The sequence below is a fragment of the Nocardioides ginkgobilobae genome, assembly GCF_054781275.1.
The window spans coordinates 50,769-66,918 of the sequence record NZ_BAAGUS010000015.1 but is presented as its reverse complement, the minus strand read 5'-3'; the positions used below and the strand labels follow the sequence as shown (position 1 = coordinate 66,918).

19 protein-coding genes are annotated in these 16,150 nt (G+C 73.2%); 6 read left to right on the top strand and 13 right to left on the bottom strand.

Annotated features, from left to right (window positions below; translation table 11 throughout):
• Positions 1-41: 41 nt before the first annotated feature.
• The 7 genes from ACYVID_RS14230 to moeZ all read right to left on the bottom strand — a co-directional run bounded on the left by ACYVID_RS14230 (position 42) and on the right by moeZ (position 7,528).
• Positions 42-713, bottom strand: a complete 672-nt coding sequence (locus ACYVID_RS14230; protein WP_460738126.1) for a lysophospholipid acyltransferase family protein — start codon at positions 711-713, stop codon at positions 42-44.
• A 52-nt stretch (positions 714-765) separates the two neighbouring features.
• Complete coding sequence (locus tag ACYVID_RS14225) at positions 766-1,599, bottom strand: sulfotransferase family protein (protein ID WP_460738124.1); 834 nt, start codon at positions 1,597-1,599, stop codon at positions 766-768.
• A 178-nt stretch (positions 1,600-1,777) separates the two neighbouring features.
• Complete coding sequence (locus ACYVID_RS14220) at positions 1,778-3,334, bottom strand: SpoIIE family protein phosphatase (RefSeq protein ID WP_460738122.1); 1,557 nt, start codon at positions 3,332-3,334, stop codon at positions 1,778-1,780.
• A gap of 17 nt (positions 3,335-3,351) precedes the next feature.
• Complete coding sequence (locus tag ACYVID_RS14215; protein ID WP_460738120.1) at positions 3,352-4,191, bottom strand: PucR family transcriptional regulator; 840 nt, start codon at positions 4,189-4,191, stop codon at positions 3,352-3,354.
• 73 nt (positions 4,192-4,264) lie between these two features.
• On the bottom strand, positions 4,265-5,179 hold the full coding sequence (locus tag ACYVID_RS14210) for a hypothetical protein (protein WP_460738118.1): 915 nt from the start codon (positions 5,177-5,179) through the stop codon (positions 4,265-4,267).
• Between the two features lie 80 nt (positions 5,180-5,259).
• Positions 5,260-6,132 carry a hypothetical protein gene (locus ACYVID_RS14205; protein WP_460738116.1) on the bottom strand — a complete coding sequence of 291 codons (873 nt, stop codon included), beginning with the start codon at positions 6,130-6,132 and terminating at the stop codon, positions 5,260-5,262.
• Positions 6,133-6,319: 187 nt separating this feature from the next.
• Complete coding sequence (moeZ, locus tag ACYVID_RS14200; protein WP_460738114.1) at positions 6,320-7,528, bottom strand: adenylyltransferase/sulfurtransferase MoeZ; 1,209 nt, start codon at positions 7,526-7,528, stop codon at positions 6,320-6,322.
• A 221-nt stretch (positions 7,529-7,749) separates the two neighbouring features.
• Here moeZ and ACYVID_RS14195 point away from each other — a divergent pair, with 221 nt between their 5' ends.
• From ACYVID_RS14195 to ACYVID_RS14185, 3 genes are read left to right on the top strand one after another with little or no spacing between them, the layout of a single operon-like run.
• Positions 7,750-8,331: a TetR/AcrR family transcriptional regulator gene (locus ACYVID_RS14195; RefSeq protein ID WP_460738169.1), complete on the top strand. Its 582-nt coding sequence runs from the start codon at positions 7,750-7,752 to the stop codon at positions 8,329-8,331.
• A gap of 24 nt (positions 8,332-8,355) precedes the next feature.
• Positions 8,356-8,577 carry a DUF3107 domain-containing protein gene (locus ACYVID_RS14190; protein WP_460738112.1) on the top strand — a complete coding sequence of 74 codons (222 nt, stop codon included), beginning with the start codon at positions 8,356-8,358 and terminating at the stop codon, positions 8,575-8,577.
• Positions 8,578-8,607: 30 nt separating this feature from the next.
• Positions 8,608-8,937 carry a hypothetical protein gene (locus ACYVID_RS14185; protein WP_460738110.1) on the top strand — a complete coding sequence of 110 codons (330 nt, stop codon included), beginning with the start codon at positions 8,608-8,610 and terminating at the stop codon, positions 8,935-8,937.
• Positions 8,938-8,988: 51 nt separating this feature from the next.
• On the opposite strand, the gene ACYVID_RS14180 is transcribed toward ACYVID_RS14185, so the two are convergent.
• Positions 8,989-9,705 (bottom strand): ferritin-like fold-containing protein, encoded by a 717-nt coding sequence (locus tag ACYVID_RS14180; protein WP_460738108.1) that lies wholly within the window; start codon positions 9,703-9,705, stop codon positions 8,989-8,991.
• Between the two features lie 191 nt (positions 9,706-9,896).
• Between ACYVID_RS14180 and ACYVID_RS14175 the strand changes: the two genes are divergently transcribed.
• The gene (locus ACYVID_RS14175) at positions 9,897-11,384 is read left to right on the top strand and encodes a DEAD/DEAH box helicase (RefSeq protein WP_460738106.1); all 1,488 of its coding nucleotides are present in this window, start codon (positions 9,897-9,899) and stop codon (positions 11,382-11,384) included.
• Here the strand turns inward: ACYVID_RS14175 and ACYVID_RS14170 are convergent.
• Complete coding sequence (locus tag ACYVID_RS14170; RefSeq protein ID WP_460738104.1) at positions 11,365-12,129, bottom strand: ParA family protein; 765 nt, start codon at positions 12,127-12,129, stop codon at positions 11,365-11,367. The two genes, ACYVID_RS14175 and ACYVID_RS14170, sit on opposite strands and share 20 nt — an antisense overlap.
• A 61-nt stretch (positions 12,130-12,190) precedes the next feature.
• Here ACYVID_RS14170 and ACYVID_RS14165 point away from each other — a divergent pair, with 61 nt between their 5' ends.
• Entirely contained in the window at positions 12,191-12,949 is a 759-nt protein-coding gene (locus tag ACYVID_RS14165; RefSeq protein WP_460738102.1) for an SDR family NAD(P)-dependent oxidoreductase, read from the top strand.
• A 15-nt stretch (positions 12,950-12,964) separates the two neighbouring features.
• Here ACYVID_RS14165 and ACYVID_RS14160 read toward each other — a convergent pair whose 3' ends face one another.
• From ACYVID_RS14160 to ACYVID_RS14150, 3 genes are all read right to left on the bottom strand, one after another.
• The gene (locus tag ACYVID_RS14160) at positions 12,965-13,843 is read right to left on the bottom strand and encodes a PHP domain-containing protein (RefSeq protein ID WP_460738100.1); all 879 of its coding nucleotides are present in this window, start codon (positions 13,841-13,843) and stop codon (positions 12,965-12,967) included.
• A 19-nt stretch (positions 13,844-13,862) separates the two neighbouring features.
• Complete coding sequence (locus ACYVID_RS14155) at positions 13,863-14,495, bottom strand: DUF6758 family protein (RefSeq protein WP_460738098.1); 633 nt, start codon at positions 14,493-14,495, stop codon at positions 13,863-13,865.
• A gap of 132 nt (positions 14,496-14,627) precedes the next feature.
• Positions 14,628-15,161, bottom strand: a complete 534-nt coding sequence (locus ACYVID_RS14150) for a MaoC family dehydratase (RefSeq protein WP_460738096.1) — start codon at positions 15,159-15,161, stop codon at positions 14,628-14,630.
• Positions 15,162-15,273: 112 nt separating this feature from the next.
• Between ACYVID_RS14150 and ACYVID_RS14145 the strand changes: the two genes are divergently transcribed.
• Complete coding sequence (locus ACYVID_RS14145) at positions 15,274-15,795, top strand: DUF6174 domain-containing protein (protein ID WP_460738094.1); 522 nt, start codon at positions 15,274-15,276, stop codon at positions 15,793-15,795.
• A gap of 143 nt (positions 15,796-15,938) precedes the next feature.
• On the opposite strand, the gene ACYVID_RS14140 is transcribed toward ACYVID_RS14145, so the two are convergent.
• Complete coding sequence (locus tag ACYVID_RS14140) at positions 15,939-16,130, bottom strand: DUF5302 domain-containing protein (RefSeq protein WP_460738092.1); 192 nt, start codon at positions 16,128-16,130, stop codon at positions 15,939-15,941.
• Positions 16,131-16,150 lie beyond the last annotated feature (20 nt).

Here is a 16,150-nt window from a genome sequence, read left to right as displayed (position 1 = left end):
TTCCGACACTCCCGCCCCGGACCCGCTCCTGAGCGAGCGGATCAGGCGTCGGGCGCACGCTCGTTGTAGCCCGGCGCCCGCTCCTGCCCGGTCAGCGCGGCGATCGCGTCCATCACCTCGTCGGTGAGCTCCCGGCGGGCGCGGCCCAGCGGCACGCCCTCGAACCGGCCGGTCACCGGGATCGGCGCCCCGAAGCGCACGTCCACGCGCACCAGCCGCGGCACCCGGGCTCCTACCGGCTGCAGCTGCTCGGTGCCCACCAGGCCCACTGGCACCACGGGGACCCCGGCGGTCAGCGCGAGGTGGGCGACGCCGGTACGCCCGCGGTAGAGGCGGCCGTCGCGGGAGCGGGTGCCCTCGGGGTAGAGCCCGAAGGCCTCCCCCCGACCGAGCACCTCCAGCGCGGTGTCGAGCGAGCCCAGCGCGGCCCGCGGGTCGTCTCGGTCCACCGGCAGCATCCCGAGCCCCTCGAACCACGCCCGCGACAGCGCACCCCGCACACCCGTGCCGGTGAAGTAGTCGGACTTGGCCAGGAAGACCACCTTGCGCGGCACCACGACGGGGATCACCACCGAGTCCACGAAGGAGAGGTGGTTGCTGGCCAGCACCACCCCGCCGCTGGCCGGCACGTGCTCCAGGCCGGTGACCCGGGGTCGCCAGACCGCCTTCGCCACGGGCGGGACGACCGCGTGCAGGGCCCGGTAGAGACTCACCCGGCCAGCATCGTGGTTACCGCCGGGTCCGCCGAACCGGCGCACTGGTGCCTCAGCCGAGCAGACCGGCCTTGCGGCCGAGCCGCTCGGCGACCTCGGCGGGGGTGAGCTCGCCGCGCAGCAGGCGCGCCGTCGTCCAGGAGGAGGTGTCGATGCCGGAGAGCCGCGAGAAGAGCGGCAGGTCCTCGGCGTACGCCGCCAGCAGCACCTCGATGTCCTCGGCCGTCGGGGCGGCGGCCTCGAAGCCGGTCTGCGAGGCCGAGCGGGCCTGCGGCTCGACCGGCTTCTGGTAGGGCTCCAGCCCGAGCCTCGAGACCAGCCGCTCCGCGGTGGCGTGCTGGTCGCGGACGAACTCGTGGAAGTCGACCAGGAGCAGCTGCTCCTGGGGGAAGACCGTGCGCGCGTGGGCCAGCTGCGCGCCGTACAGGCCGCGGCCGACCACCGAGCGGGTCCGCAGGTCCTTGTCGCTCCAGCCCTCCGGTCGCCGACCGATCCAGGCGGGGTCGTAGCCGATGCGCACCGTGTCGGCGAAGGAGAGCCGCTCCTCGGGCGACAGGCGGCGCGTGTGGTTCATGACCCAGTGGGAGAACGCTCGGTCCACCGGGTCGCGGAAGCACAGCACCACGGGCACGTCCGGGTTCCAGGCACGGATCCGCTCCAGGGCGCCGGGCCAGAAGAGGTAGGACGGGCTGGCGTCGACCGACATCGTCGCGCGGGCGCGGGGGCCCCGGCGGGCGACCTCGTAGCCGGTGAAGTCCGGGTCGTCCCAGTCCCGCGACTCGTCGTCGAAGAAGTGCCACTCCTTCTGCGGTGCGCGGGCGATCGACTGGTGCGCGACGAGCACGCGGTAGAGCGTGCTGGTGCCGGCCTTCTGCACACCGGCCACGACGACCCCGATGGGCAGCGTGCCGTGCGGTGCGTCCAGGGGGTCGCCGTCGGGACGGGGAGAGATGGTGTCCTCCAGCGGTCGTGGCGTCGGGGCGGGCGTCGGGCGGGTCGGGCCGGCGCTGTCGTGCGGGCGAGAGACTAGCCGACCCCCGGCGTGCGGCGGGCCTGCCGGGCGCTCACGGGCAGGCGCGCACCGCGAGCAGCACCTGGTCGTCGTCGTGGGTGCGCGCCTGCTCCAGCAGCACCGCACAGAGCTCCTCGGGACCGGCGCCGGCGTGCGCGCTGACGGTGTGCACCAGCCAGTCCAGCCCCTCGTCGATGCCGGCGTCGCGCCGCTCGACGAGTCCGTCGGTGTAGAGCAGCAGCAGGTCGCCGGGACCCAGCAGCAGCCGGTGGTCGAGCCGGTGCGCCGAGGGGTCGAGCCCCAGCAGCAGGCCCGGCTCGGTGTCGAGCAGGTGCACGGCGCCGTCGGCCGTGCGCAGCAGGGGCGGCGGGTGACCGGCACTGGCCCAGTGGAGCAGCTGGCCCTCGGGGCCCCGGTCCTCGAGCACGGCGACCACGGCGGTCGCCACCTCCTCCATGCCCAGCCCGTGCATGGCCAGGTCGAGGTCCTGCAGCACCTGCGAGGGTCGCCACACGTCGGCGGAGTAGGTGACGCCGCGCGCGAGGTTGCGCAGCTGGCCCATCGCCGCAGCAGCGGTCTGGTCGTGGCCGGCGACGTCACCGACCATCATCGCCACGGCTCCGTCGGGCAGCGGGTAGCAGTCGTACCAGTCGCCGCCCACCTGCGCGAGGTCCGAGGCGGGCTCGTAGCGCACGGCCACCTCGAGGGAGGGTCCTGTGATGGGTCTGGTCAGCAGGCTGCGCTGCAGCGCCTCCGAGATGGCGCGCTCCGAGGCCGCTGCGGCGGCGCTGTCGAAGGCGGAGCCGATGGCCGCGGCGACGGACAGGACGAACTCGGAGTAGCCGCTGTCCAGGGGCAGCCGGGGGCTCAGCCGCGCCGCGAGGTGGCGGGCCCGTGCGCGCGGGTGGCGCTGGAGCAGCTCCACGACGCAGGGCGTGCCGTGCTGCCGGCGGGTGTCGGGATCCAGGGTGAGCCCGGGGCCGGGCGCCGGGCCGTTCACCACCCGGACCTCGAGCAGGTCCGCGGAGGAGGCGAGGATGACCTCCGCCCGCTCGACGACGGCGTGGTCGTCCTCGGCGTCCTGCAGGGCGGAGACGAGCCGGGCGACGAGCTCGCTGCGCCGTCGGGCGAGCACGAGCTGCGTGGTCTCGACGGCGATGTCGAGGACCCCCTCGATCACGTCGTCGGCGCCCCGGACCGGCGAGTAGGACCAGGTGAACCAGCAGTCCTCCATGAAGCCGGCACGGCTCAGGGGCAGCAGGACGTCCTGGCTCCACGTGGACTCGCCGCGGCGGCTCACCTGCTCCAGGAGCGGACCGATGTCGGGCATCGCCTCGGGGAACACCTCGGCGCACGCCCGTCCCAGCGCCACCGGGTGCTTGTCGCCGACCATCTCGGCGTAGGGCTCGTTGTAGAGCAGGACCCACTCCGGCCCCCACAGCAGGGTGGCCGGGAACCGCGTCCCGTTGACGACGCTGAGGGCGGCCCGCAGCGCCGGCGTCCAGCCGGACACCGGGCCCAGCGGGGTCGCGGACCAGTCGGTGGCGTCGTACTGCGCGCGCAACGCACCGGCGCCCGCGAAGAGGCTGCTCTGGACGTCCGGGGTCACCCCGGCATCGTCGCAGGTCAGCGCCACACCCGGAGGGCTACTGCGAGGTCGAGTCGCACCCGGGCGTCGCTGCTCACGGGTCCGACCAGCCGCTCGATCTTGGCCAGGCGGTAGCGCATCGTGTTGTAGTGGAAGAACTGGGCGCGCGCCGCCTCGGCCACGTTGAAGTTGCAGTCGAGCAGGACCTGCAGGGTCTCGCGCAGGCCCTCGGCCTCCGGGTCGTCGGCGGCCAGCGGCCCCAGCACGTCGCGCGCGACCTCGCGCAGCACCCGCGGGTCGGGCACCGCGGCGAGCAGCCGGTCCAGGCCGAGGTCGTCGAAGAACGTCGTGGCGCCACCACCGTGCGGCTCGCGACCGATCTCGGCGGCCCGCCTCGCCTGGTCGTACGCCGTGGCCAGGCCCGTCCCGTCGGGCGCGGCGCGGCTGACCCCGCAGGTGAAGCCGGAGGCGCCCTGCAGGTCCCCGGCGACGGTGGCCACGACCCGGTGCACGAGGTCCTCCCCCGCCCGGCGGGCACCGGGGGTAGCCGTGACCGGCAGCACCGCGACGACCTCGGTGCCGAGGTCGGCGCAGGGAAGCGCGGACCCGTGGTCGCGGCAGGCGGCCTGCCAGGAGCGGGCGAAGCGCCCCTGCTCGACCCAGCGCTGCTCCCCCGGGGCGTCGAGGCTGGCGACGAGCACGACGCTGGGGCCCTGGTGCTGCCAGCCGAGCTCGGCCAGCAGCGGGTCCGGGTCACGACCAGTGAGCAGGTCGCGCAGGACGTGGCCGAGGTAGCCGTCCCGCTGGAGGCGGTCGCTGTGGTCGCCCGAGACCTGCCGTCGCACGATGCCCTCCTCGCCGCCTGCGTCGCAGGTCACCGAGCCTAGGCGATGGCACCCACAGGCAGCGCCGGGGAGGGACCCGGGCCGGGAGGGGCCCGGGCTCAGGAGGTCAGAGCAGACCGGCCAGGCTCCCCAGGCCCGGCAGCGCCGGGGCGAAGGGCTCGGTGCCCAGCGCCAGCCTCAGCCCCGGGATGCCGGAGTGCTGCTGGGCGAAGGCCAGCTCGCGGGAGAGGTCGCCGGTGTTGTTCGACAGCGGCAGCGGGGCCAGGCCCAGGGTCGACAGCGTGCCGATCGCCTTGCCGTCGGCGTCGACGAAGGCCGAGCCGGAGTCGCCGGGGACTCCCGGGGTGAGGGTGTAGAGCTGGTGGGTCCAGCCGTCGCCGCTCGTGCCGAGCGAGACGCCGTACTTCGGGGAGAGCAGCTCGACGCCCCCGCGCAGCGAGGAGTTGCCATAGCTGAAGAGCTGGTCGCCGGCGGCGGTGCCGTCGGTGTCGATGCCGGTGGGGCCGCCGAAGACGGGGATGCTCGGGTTGACCTTGCCGACGTCGGCGGCGGAGACCTTCACCAGCGCGAAGTCGTTGTAGTCGCAGGTGTTCGGGTCGGTGGTGCCGAGCCGGTTCATGGTCACCCAGCTGCTGTAGACCAGCGTCCCCGTGCCGACCACGGTGCCGGCGGAGAGCTGGCTGCCGCCGCGCTCGAAGGTGACGCGGGTGCCCAGCGGCACCGACTCCTGGCCGCAGCCGCTGGTGTCGGTGGCCTCGCCGAGCCCGGCGCAGTGCGCGGAGTAGCCGACGTACACCCCGCCGTCGCGGTCGGTGAAGACGAAGTTCGCGGTGCACTGGCTGCCCTCGGTGTACATCTGCACGCCCGGGGTGATCGTCGCGGTCGCGGCCGGCGCCCAGCTGACCGTGCGCTTCTTCTTGCGGGCCGCCTCGGCGGAGGTGGCGAGCGTCGCGACCATCGCGAGGGCGACGGCGAGGACCAGCAGCAGGACCGGGAGGGCACGCGGGCGCAGCATCGTCATGGCCGGAGAACGAGGCAGGGCCCCGACCGGCTACGCGGTCGGGGCCCTGTCTCAGGTGGTGAGAAGACGGAGCGGCAGGCTCACAGCCCCGGGGAGAAGGGCTCGGTGCCCAGGGCCAGCTCGAGGCCCTCGATGCCGGAGAACTGCTGGGCGTAGGCCAGCTCGCTGGCCAGGTCGCCGACGCCGTTCGAGGCCGGGAGCGGGGCGATGGCGAGCGTCGACAGCGTGCCCAGGGCCTGACCGTCGGCGTTGAGGAAGGCCGAGCCGGAGTCGCCGGGGACGCCCGGGGTCAGGGTGTAGACCGGGTGGCTCCAGCCGTCGCCGGTCGTGCCGAGGCTGACGCCGTACTTCGGCGAGAGCTGCTCGATGCCGAAGCGCAGCGAGGAGTTGCCGTAGGAGTAGACCTGCTCACCTGCGCCGACGCCGTCGGTGTCGATGCCCGTGGGGCCACCGAAGAACGGGATGCTCGGGTTGACGCTGTCGTCGTCGGCCTCGTCGACGAGCACCAGGGCGAAGTCGTTGAAGGCGCAGGTGTTGGCGTCGGTCTCGCCCCGCTCCTGCATGGTCAGCCAGGAGCTGTAGGCCAGGGTGCCGCCACCCACGCGGTCACCGGCGCCGATCAGCGAGCCGCCACGGACGAAGTCGACCGCGGTGCCGAGCGGCTGCGAGCCGGCCAGGCAGCCGTCGGTGTCGGTGGCCGCACCGAGCCCGGCGCAGTGAGCGGCGTAGCCGAGGTAGACGTTGTCGGCGGCGTCGGTGAACACGAAGTTGGTCGTGCACTGGCCGCCCTCGGTGTAGGCCTGCACACCGGGGGTGAGGACGGCCTCGTCGGCCGGCGCCCAGGTCGGGGCGGCCGAGGCGGGCGCGACGGTCGTGGTCGCGGCGACGAGCGCGGTCGCGCTGGCAAGGGCGGCGAGCCCGGCGAGGCGGGCGAGGGGGCGGGGCGTACGCATGGGTGTCTTCCTCCAGGGAGCACTGGGCCGGACCCGAGGCGGTCGGCACGGACATGGCCGACCTACCCCGTGTGGCGTGGACTACACCCGATGGAACACGTTTTTACCCACGAGTAGCAACGGTCGTGCACTGAGAGGGCACTCAGTGCACGACCGCTGCTCGGGCCGGGCCTCCGGCCCACCGGGGTCAGTACGACGGCTGGCTGGGGTCGATCTGGTTCACCCAGGCGACCACGCCGCCGCCGACGTGCACGGCGTCGTCGTACCCCGCACCCTTGAGGACCGCGAGCGCCTCGGCCGAGCGCACGCCGGACTTGCAGTGCAGGACGACCTGGGTGCCGGAGTCGACCGACGGCAGCTGCTCGAGGGCGTTGCCGTTGAGGAACTCGCCCTTGGGGATCAGGACCGAGCCCGGGATCTTGTTGATCTCGTACTCGTTGGGCTCGCGCACGTCGACCAGGACGAAGTCGCGGCTGCCCTCCTCGCGCTCCTTGAGCATGTGCTCGAGCTGGGTGACCGCGATGGTCGACCCGGCCGCGGCGTCCGCGGCCTCCTCTGAGATCGCGCCGCAGAAGGCGTCGTAGTCGATGAGGCCCGTGACGTCGGCGTTCTCGCCGCACAGCCGGCAGTTCGGGTCCTTGCGGACCTTCAGCTTGCGCCAGCTCAGCTCGAGCGCGTCGTAGATGACCAGCGAGCCGATGGCGGGGTCACCGGCGCCGGTGATGAGCTTGATCGCCTCGTTGACCTGGATCGAGCCGATGGACGCGCACAGCACGCCCAGCACGCCGCCCTCGGCGCAGGAGGGCACCATGCCCGGCGGCGGCGGCTCGGGGTAGAGGCAGCGGTAGCAGGGAGCACCCTCGACCTGCTTGGGCGCGAAGACCGAGGCCTGGCCGTCGAAGCGGTAGATCGAGCCCCACACGTAGGGGATCCCGAGGAAGTACGCGGCGTCGTTGACCATGTAGCGGGTCGCGAAGTTGTCGGTGCCGTCGACGATGAGGTCGTAGCCCTCGAAGACGTCCATGACGTTGTCGTTGTCGAGGCGCTCCTCGTGGAGCACCACCTCGACGTAGGGGTTCGCCTCGGCGATCGACTCCTTGGCCGAGATCGCCTTGGACTTCCCGATGTCGGACTGGGTGTGGATGATCTGGCGCTGCAGGTTCGACTCGTCGACCTCGTCGAACTCGGCGATGCCGATCGTGCCGACGCCCGCCGCGGCCAGGTAGAGCAGGGCCGGGCTGCCCAGGCCACCGGCGCCGATCACCAGCACCTTGGCGTTCTTCAGCCGCTTCTGCCCGGTCATCCCCACGTCCGGGATGATCAGGTGACGGCTGTAGCGGCGTACCTCGTCGACGGTCAGCTCTGCTGCCGGCTCCACGAGCGGCTCGATGCTCACGGGTTCTCCTCGCCTTCGGGGGCTGGGGTCCAGGGTCTGCGGGTGAACGCCCGCGGACCGCCCCATTGTTCCCCCAGTCCTCGCCCGGCCACCGCCTCCACCCGCAGCCTGGACATGGCGTTAGGCTCCTGCCCCGCCGGATGTGACCGGCAGGTAGCGAGGAGAGCGCAGTGACGGCAGGACAGCAGGACGTCGGCGGCAGCCGCACCCGCGGGGCACGCATGCCGCGGCGCGAGCGCCGGGCGCAGCTGCTCGAGTCTGCCCTCGAGGTCTTCGTCGCCCAGGGCTACCACGCCGCCGCCATGGACGACATCGCCGAGCGCGCCGGCGTCTCCAAGCCCGTGCTCTACCAGCACTTCCCCGGCAAGCTGGAGCTCTACCTCGCGCTGCTGGACCGCTCCTGCGACCAGATCATCGACAACTGCCGCGCCGCCCTGGAGTCCACCGAGGACAACAAGCTGCGCGTGGGCGCGACGATGGACGTCTTCTACGAGTACGTCGCCCACGACACCGGCGCCTTCCGCCTGGTCTTCGAGTCCGACCTCACCAACGAGCCGGCCGTGCGCGAGCAGGTCGACCGGGTCACCACCGAGTGCGCGGCGCTCATCGCCGGCGTCATCCAGCAGGACACCGGCTTCTCCGACGAGGCCTCCCGGCTGCTGGCGGTCTCCCTGGTCGGCATGGCCCAGGTCAGTGCCCGCTTCTGGCTGACCGAGGCCGGCGGCCTGGCCCGCGACGAGGCCGCCGCGCTCGTGGCCGGCCTGGCCTGGCGCGGCATCGGCGGCTACCCCCGCACGGACTAGGCGGGGCGCACTAGGGTTGGTGCCGTGGACGTGAAGATCGGTATCCAGATGGCAGCCCGCGAGATCACCCTCGAGTCCGACGAGACCGCCGAGAGCATCGCGGCGAAGGTCGCCGAGGCCGTCTCCTCCGACGGCCTGCTCACCCTGGGCGACACCAAGGGCCGCACCGTCGTGGTGCCGGGCTCGAAGATCGCCTACGTCGAGTGCGGCTCCACCCAGGTGGGCACGGTCGGCTTCCGCAGCTGACCTCGCTCGACCCTCGCCCCGGACCGACCCATGACCGTCTCCGTCACCGTCTCCGCCCTCCTCTGGGCGCTGGTCGGCGGGGCCGTCGTCGGCCTGCTCGGCAAGTGGGTCGGGCCCGGGGACCACGAGGAGGTCCCGCTGTGGCTGACGGTGCTCGGCGGGATCACCGGCGTGCTCGTTGGCACCGTGCTGCACGCCCTCTTCTTCACCACCCACCCGGTCGGCACCGACTGGTGGCGCCACGTGTGGCAGATCGTCACGGCCGTCCTCGTCGTGGGTGCCCTGGCCGCGGTGGCCGGGCGGCCGCACCACCGCACCCCCCGCGACCGCTCCGGGGCGCGGTCGCGGCGCGGGGCCTGAGCCCCGCTCCGACGTACGACGCGGGGCCGGCGGGGCGCTCCGTCGGCCGGGTCAGGCGTCGAGCCCGAGCTCGGCCATCCGCTCGGTGTGCCGCTCGGTGAGCCGGGCGAACATCCGCCCGATCGCGGCGAGGTCCAGCCCGGGCCGGTCCGTGCCGCCCGCGAGCAGCGCCGACAGCGCGTCCCGCTCGGCGGCGACCCGCTGGGCCTGGATGAGGGCCTCCCCCATGAGCCGGCGGCCCCACAGCGCCAGGCGACCACCGAGGCGGTGGTCGGCGGCGATGCCCGCACGGACCCGGTCGACCACGAACGCCGCGTGCCCGGAGTCCTCGAGGGTCCGCACCACCAGGTCGCGGGTCTCGTCGTCGAGGTAGGCGGCGATCTCGCGGAAGAAGTCGTCGGCCAGCCCGTCGCCGACGTAGGCCTTGATCAGGCCCTCGTACCAGTCGGCCGGCGCGGTGTGCTCGTGGAAGCGCTCGATGGCGTCGCTGAAGGGCGCCATCGCAGCGAAGGGGTCCGCCCCCAGGGCCTCGAGCCGCCGGTGCAGCGCCGCGACCTTGGAGAACTCCCCGGCCGCCATCGTCGCGATGGCGACCCGGTCCTCCAGGGTGGGGGCCAGCTTCGCGTCCTCGGCGAGCCGCTCGAAGGCGCTGATCTCGCCGTACGCCACGACCCCCAGCAGGTCCACGACCGCCTCCCGGTAGGCCGGGTCCTCCAGCGCCAGGGGTGTCGACGGCTCGGACCCGGTCTCGACGCGGGATTCAGTCATGCGCGCACCCTACCGATACAGTCGTCCCACGTATGTGCGCGGTTGACCGCCCGGGTCGGCCGCACCGCCTTGACCCGCACGACCTATCCGCTCCCCCGGAGCGACGCACAGAACCCCACCGCGACCCTCGTCGCCCTGATCCGCTGCTGCGGGTCCACCGGGACACCCGCGCAGCGATGAAAGCAGCACACGTGACCACCACCTTCCGCGAGCTCGGGGTCCACCCCGAGATCTGCGACGCGCTCGAGCGCGCCGGCATCACCACCCCCTTCGCCATCCAGGAGATGACGCTGTCGGTGGCCCTCATGGGCACCGACCTGATCGGCCAGGCCCGCACGGGCACCGGCAAGACCCTGGCCTTCGGCATCCCCGTGCTCCAGCGCAGCGTCTCCCCCAAGGACCCCGACTACCCCGAGATCCCGCAGGGCAAGCCGCAGGCGCTCGTCGTGGCCCCGACCCGCGAGCTGGCCCTCCAGGTCTCCAGCGACCTGACCCTGGCCAGCGCCGACCGCGGCCTGCGGGTCCTGACGGTCTACGGCGGCGTGGGCTACGAGCCCCAGCTGGAGGCCCTCGAGGCGGGCGTCGACATCGTCGTCGGCACGCCCGGTCGGCTCATCGACCTCGCCAACCGCAAGTCCCTGGACCTCTCGCACGTCCACGCCGTCGTCCTCGACGAGGCCGACGAGATGCTCGACCTCGGCTTCCTGCCCGACGTCGAGAAGCTGATGCGGATGACCCCGGAGACCCGGCAGACGATGCTGTTCTCCGCCACGATGCCCTCCGCGATCGTGGCCCTGGCCCGCACCTACATGCGCCACCCGATGAACATCCGGGCGGAGTCCTCCTACGAGAACGCCACCGTCCCCGCCACCGCGCAGTTCATCTACCAGTGCCACGACCTGGACAAGCCCGAGATCATCGGCCGGCTGCTGCAGGTCGAGGACGCCGACAAGTTCATCGTCTTCACCCGCACCAAGCGCCAGGCCCAGCGCGTCGCCGACGACCTGGCCGAGCGCGGCTTCGCCGCCTCCCCCCTGCACGGCGACATGGCCCAGGTGGCGCGCGAGAAGGCGCTGACGAAGTTCCGCGAGGACAAGATCCGGGTCCTCGTCGCCACCGACGTCGCCGCCCGCGGCATCGATGTCCGCGGCGTCTCCCACGTCATCAACTACACCTGCCCCGAGGACGACAAGACCTACGTCCACCGCATCGGCCGCACCGGCCGCGCGGGCGCCACGGGCATCGCGATCACCCTGGTGGACTGGCAGGACCTCCACCGCTGGAAGCTCATCAACAAGGCGCTGGACCTGCCCTTCGACGAGCCGCTGGAGACCTACTCCACCTCCGAGCACCTCTTCCACGACCAGGGCATCCCGCCGGGCACCAAGGGCCGCATCGTGGCACCCAAGCCGGCCGAGAAGCGTGAGCCGCGCGAGCGCAGCGGTGAGCGCTCCGGCGAGCGCCCGTCGCGCAACCGCAACCGCACGCGCACCCGGTCCCGCGGCGGCGAGGTGGTCTCCGCCGAAGGCCAGCCGACCGACGCCGCGCCGGAGGGCGCTGCGGGCGGCGAGGACCGCCCGGCCGGCTCCTCGAGCAGCCGCAACCGACGTCGCCGCCGCTCGCGCGGCGGGAGCGGCAACGGCGGCGGTGCCGCGGCGGCTAGCGCGCCGAGCGAGTGACCAGGTTGGCCGCGACCTCGCGGTAGGCCTGGGCGCCCTTGCTGGAGCGGCTGGTCGCCAGGATGGAGCGACCGGCCGCCGGGGCCTCGGCGAACTTGATCGTCTTGGGGATCGGCGGCTCGACGACCTCGAGCTCGTAGGTCTCCGCGATCGTCTCGAGCACGGTGCGCGAGTGGTTGGTGCGCCCGTCGTACAACGTCGGCAGCACGCCCCAGACCTCGAGCTTGCGGTTGGTGAACTTCCGCACGTCGTGGACCGTGTCGAGCAGCTGCCCGACCCCGCGGTGCGACAGCGTCTCGCACTGCAGCGGAACGAGCACGCCGCGGGCCGCGGTCAGCGCGGCCACCGTGAGCACGCCCAGGGAGGGCGGGCAGTCCAGCAGCACCCAGTCGTAGTCGTCCTCGAGGTCCTCGACCACCATCTTGACCACGTGCTCGCGACCGGTGCGGGTGAGCAGGTCGGCCTCCGCGCGAGCGAGCTCGATGGTCGCCGGCAGCAGGTCGACGCCGTCCTCGGTCGTGAGGATGACCTCGGTCGGGTCGGTCCCCTTGGTCAGCACGTGGTGCACCGAGAGCTCGAGGTCCTCGGGGTCGATGCCGAGGGAGAAGGTCAGGCACGCCTGGGGGTCGAGGTCGACGAGGAGCACGCGGTGCCCCAGCTCGGCCAGGGCGGCGCCGATCGAGGCGACCGAGGTGGTCTTGGCGACGCCACCCTTCTGGTTGGCGATCGCGAGTGTCGTGGTCATCAGGGGTCATCATGCCGGACGCACCCTCCCCGGCACCCCCTCGACCTGTTCTACTCCTCCCATGTCTCGCTCCCTGGTCACCGGACCGACCGCCGGCATCGGTCTCGCCTTCGCCCAGCAGCTCGCCGCCCGCGGTGACGACCTGGTCCTCGTCGCCCGCGACGCCGCCCGCCTCGAGGCGCTGGCCGACGAGCTGCGCACCGCCCACGGGGTGGAGGTGGAGGTGCTCCGGGCCGACCTCGCCGACCGGGCGCAGCTGCGCACCGTCGAGGAGCGGCTCGGCGACCTCCAGCGACCGGTCGACCTGCTGGTCAACAACGCCGGCTTCGGCCTCAAGGGACGCTTCCTCGACAACGACGTGGACGCCGAGACCGAGATGCTCGACGTCCTGGTGACCGCCGTGATGCGGCTGACCCACGCCGCGCTGCGACCGATGGTGGCGCGCGGTTCCGGCGGGGTCATCAACGTCTCGAGCGTCGCCTCGTTCCTGCCCCGCGGCTCCTACTCCGCGGCCAAGGCCTACGTGAACCGCCTCGGCGACTGGGCAGCGGCCGAGTACGGCCCGCAGGGCGTCACCGTCACCACGCTGTGCCCGGGGTTCGTGCGCACCGAGTTCCACGCCCGGATGGACGTCTCCCAGGACTCCGCCCCGGACTGGCTGTGGCTGGACGCCGACGACCTGGTGCGCCAGGCGCTGGCCGACCACGCCCGCGGCCGCGCGCTGTCGATCCCGAGCGTGCGCTACAAGGCGATCGCCGGGGCGGCGCGCCTGGTCCCGACGCCGGTGCTGCAGCGCTTCCAGTCGCTCGGCCGCAAGTAGCTGGCCAAGAACGACTCAGAGCCCGAGCGGCTCCGGGGCGTCGCGCCCCGCGGCGCGCCGGGCGTCGGCGGCCAGGGCCAGCAGCCGCTCCAGCTCCTCGGGGGCGGTGGTGTTGCAGGCCAGGTCGTGGCCGACCTTGCCGGTGCCGTGGTGGTCGCTGGACCCGGTGACCACCAGGCCGAGGTCGCGCGCGATGCCGCGCAGCTCGGCGCGGGCGCGCTCGTCGTGGTCCTGGTGGTCGACCTCGAGGCCGGCCAGGCCGAGTTCGGCGAGCTCGGCGATCGCCGCGGCGTCGGGGATCCGGGCGGTGCGCCGACCCCAGGCGTGCGCCACGACGGTGACGCCACCGGCGGCGGTGACCACCTCGATCGTCTCGCGCAGCGGTGCCGCGTAGCGGTCGACGTACCCCGGCATCCCGGGGTTGAGCAGCCGCGCGAAGGCCTCGTCGCGGTCGCGGACCACGCCGCGGACCACGAGGGCGTCGGCGATGTGGGGGCGGCCGCTGGCCGCGGCGTCGCCGGAGACCCGGGCGACGTCCTCCTCGGTCAGGTCGATGCCCACGGTCCGCAGCCGCTCCAGCACCGCCGGCACCCGGTCGTTGCGGCCCTCGAGCACCTTGTCCAGCAGCGCGACGAGCGGCGGGTACGTCGGGTCGGGGAGGTAGGCGAGCAGGTGGACGCCGCGCCCGTCGAGACGGGTGCTGATCTCCATCCCCCGCACCAGCGCGATCCCGGCCGCGTCGGCGGCGCGCTCGGCCTCCGCCCAACCGTCGGCGGTGTCGTGGTCGGTCAGTCCCAGGACGTCGAGCCCGGCAGCAGCCGCCGCCTCGACCAGCTCCTCCGGGGACTGGGTGCCGTCGCTGGCGCGGGTGTGGGTGTGCAGGTCGACCCTCACCGGGCGCCCTCCCGGCGGCTCACCACGGGGGCGCGGGCTCGGCGAAGGGCAGCTCGACCAGCGGCGGGCCCAGGCCGGAGACGTCGCGCAGGATCCAGTCGTCGCGCAGCAGCAGCACCGCCGAGGCGGGCCGCACCACGATCCACAGCCACCGCCCGAGCGCCTCGCCGGCGACGACCGAGCGGTCCCACTCCCCCGAGCTCCCGCTGGTGGAGACCGACCACAGCGGCACCTGCTTCTGGTCCAGCCGCACCCGCACCAGCGGGGGGCCGTCGGGCAGGCCCGGGCCGGGGTCGTCGTGCGCGGAGCCAGCGAGCCGGGCACCCAGCCCGGTGCCGGTCTCCTCGGTCACGACCACCACGTCGACCGGGCCGTCGAGCTCGCTGGTGCCGGAGCAGCACGTCATCGTCGCGCGGGTCCCGGCCTCGGAGCCGACCGCCGCGAAGTCCGTGACCGACCAGCCCGGGCTCAGCGGCCACGGCAGGTAGGTCGGGAAGCCACGCGTGCGGCCGAGGTGCTCGGTGAACGCGGCGTACGACGCCGACGGAGGGCGCCACAGGGCGTCCGTGGGGCCGTGGTCGGGGCACGACCACGACCTGCCTCCGTCGCCGGGAGCGACGGGGGCCGAGCAGCGGGGACAGGCCGGTGACATCGCCTGCACTGTAGCGCCGCCCCGGCTCAGTCGGCGGCGAGGACGACGACGCGGTCCTTGGGGCCATGCGCGGATCGTGCCGGAACCGGGCCCGCCCCGGAGGCGGAACGGCTCAGCCGGCTCGAGGGGTGGTCACTCCCCCTGCGGGCCCGGCCAGTTCTTGTCCGGCTGCGGGGTGGGGCGACCCGGCTGCTCGCCGCCGCGCGCCTCGAGGTAGCTGTTCTTGGGCACCATCACCTTGCGACGGAAGATGCACACGACCTTGCCGTCCTGGTTGTAGCCGATGGTCTCCACGTGGACGACGCCGCGGTCGTCCTTGCTCTTGCTCTCCCACTTGTCGAGCACGGTCGTCTCGCCGTACAGCGTGTCACCGTGGAAGGTCGGCGCGACGTGGCGCAGCGACTCGATCTCCAGGTTGGCGATCGCCTTGCCGGAGATGTCGGGGACCGACATGCCGAGCAGGATGGAGTAGACGTAGTTGCCGACCACGACGTTCTTGCCGAACTGCGTGGTCTCCTCGGCGTAGTTCGTGTCGAGGTGCAGCGGGTGGTGGTTCATGGTGAGCAGGCAGAACATGTGGTCGTCGAACTCGGTGACCGTCTTGCCGGGCCAGTGCTTGTAGGTCGCGCCGACCTCGAACTCCTCATAGCTGCGACCGAACTGCACGTCAGGCTCCTCTGCGTCTCTTCGTCCCCACCTGCGGTGGTGACCCACGGGTAACAAGCGCTGGTCATCCTGCCACGCGGAACCCCTCCGGACGGGCTAGCGTCTCAGCACCATGAGCATGCTCCGCGTCACCTCCCGCGCCCTGGCCGCCGTCACCTCGGGGGCGCTCGCGCTCGCAGTGGCGGGCTGCGCGGGCGGCGATGACGTGGTCCGCGACGAGCCGACGCCTGCTGGCTCGCGCTCGTCGGCACCGGCTCCGCCGGACGAGCCCGACGACGGCGGGTTCGCGCCCACGACCTACTCCTACACGCTGCGGATCTCCTGCTACTGCCCGTACGCCGCAGTGCCGGTGCGCGTGAGCGTCGAGGGCGACACGGTCGTCGACGCGGTCTTCGAGCGCGGCGGTGGCCGTGGCGGCGCCACCCGCGGGGAGCAGGCGCCCGAGCTGCTGCGCCTCTCGATCGAGGACGTGCTCGCTGCAGCTGAGGAGGCCGAGGCAGCAGGCGCCCACGAGGTCACCGTCGAGTGGCCCGAGGGCAGCGAGCACCCGACCGAGGTCTACATCGACCGCAACGAGATGGCGATGGACGAGGAGGTCGGCTACACCATCTCGGACCTGGACGTCGTCGCCTAAGGCGCGGGCGGCCCGTGGGTGGGCACGCGAACCTGCGAGGTGGAGGTCCTCCCCGGCACCTGGTGCCGGACAGGACCTCCAGTGCCCACGGTGCGGCCCGTCCGGCTACGTGCAGCGAGCCGCGACCACGGGTCCGGCCCCGGTCAGCTGCCGCCGCCGCCGGCCTTGCGCCGGTGGGTGCGGGGGCCGCCGCCGACGACCTCGGAGCCGTGGGCCTTCTCCTTGGTCGGGCCGGCCTTGGGGACGCCCCGGTCGTTGCTCTGCTTGCGCTCCAGCGCTTCCTTCATCTTGGCCTTGATGTCGTCGTTGGACGGGGTCGCGCTCGGCTCAGCCATGCCCCCACCATGACGCGACG

Excerpts from the sequence above, each read along its gene's own strand:
- ACYVID_RS14170 (WP_460738104.1), bottom strand. The coding sequence starts at position 12,129 with ATGACCACGACACTCGCGATCGCCAACCAGAAGGGTGGCGTCGCCAAG.
- ACYVID_RS14165 (WP_460738102.1), top strand. The coding sequence starts at position 12,191 with ATGTCTCGCTCCCTGGTCACCGGACCGACCGCCGGCATCGGTCTCGCC.
- ACYVID_RS14155 (WP_460738098.1), bottom strand. The coding sequence starts at position 14,495 with ATGTCACCGGCCTGTCCCCGCTGCTCGGCCCCCGTCGCTCCCGGCGAC.
- ACYVID_RS14140 (WP_460738092.1), bottom strand. The coding sequence starts at position 16,130 with ATGGCTGAGCCGAGCGCGACCCCGTCCAACGACGACATCAAGGCCAAG.
- ACYVID_RS14210 (WP_460738118.1), bottom strand. The coding sequence starts at position 5,179 with ATGACGATGCTGCGCCCGCGTGCCCTCCCGGTCCTGCTGCTGGTCCTC.
- ACYVID_RS14185 (WP_460738110.1), top strand. The coding sequence starts at position 8,608 with ATGACCGTCTCCGTCACCGTCTCCGCCCTCCTCTGGGCGCTGGTCGGC.
- ACYVID_RS14195 (WP_460738169.1), top strand. The coding sequence starts at position 7,750 with ATGCCGCGGCGCGAGCGCCGGGCGCAGCTGCTCGAGTCTGCCCTCGAG.
- ACYVID_RS14180 (WP_460738108.1), bottom strand. The coding sequence starts at position 9,705 with ATGACTGAATCCCGCGTCGAGACCGGGTCCGAGCCGTCGACACCCCTG.
- ACYVID_RS14205 (WP_460738116.1), bottom strand. The coding sequence starts at position 6,132 with ATGCGTACGCCCCGCCCCCTCGCCCGCCTCGCCGGGCTCGCCGCCCTT.
- ACYVID_RS14145 (WP_460738094.1), top strand. The coding sequence starts at position 15,274 with ATGAGCATGCTCCGCGTCACCTCCCGCGCCCTGGCCGCCGTCACCTCG.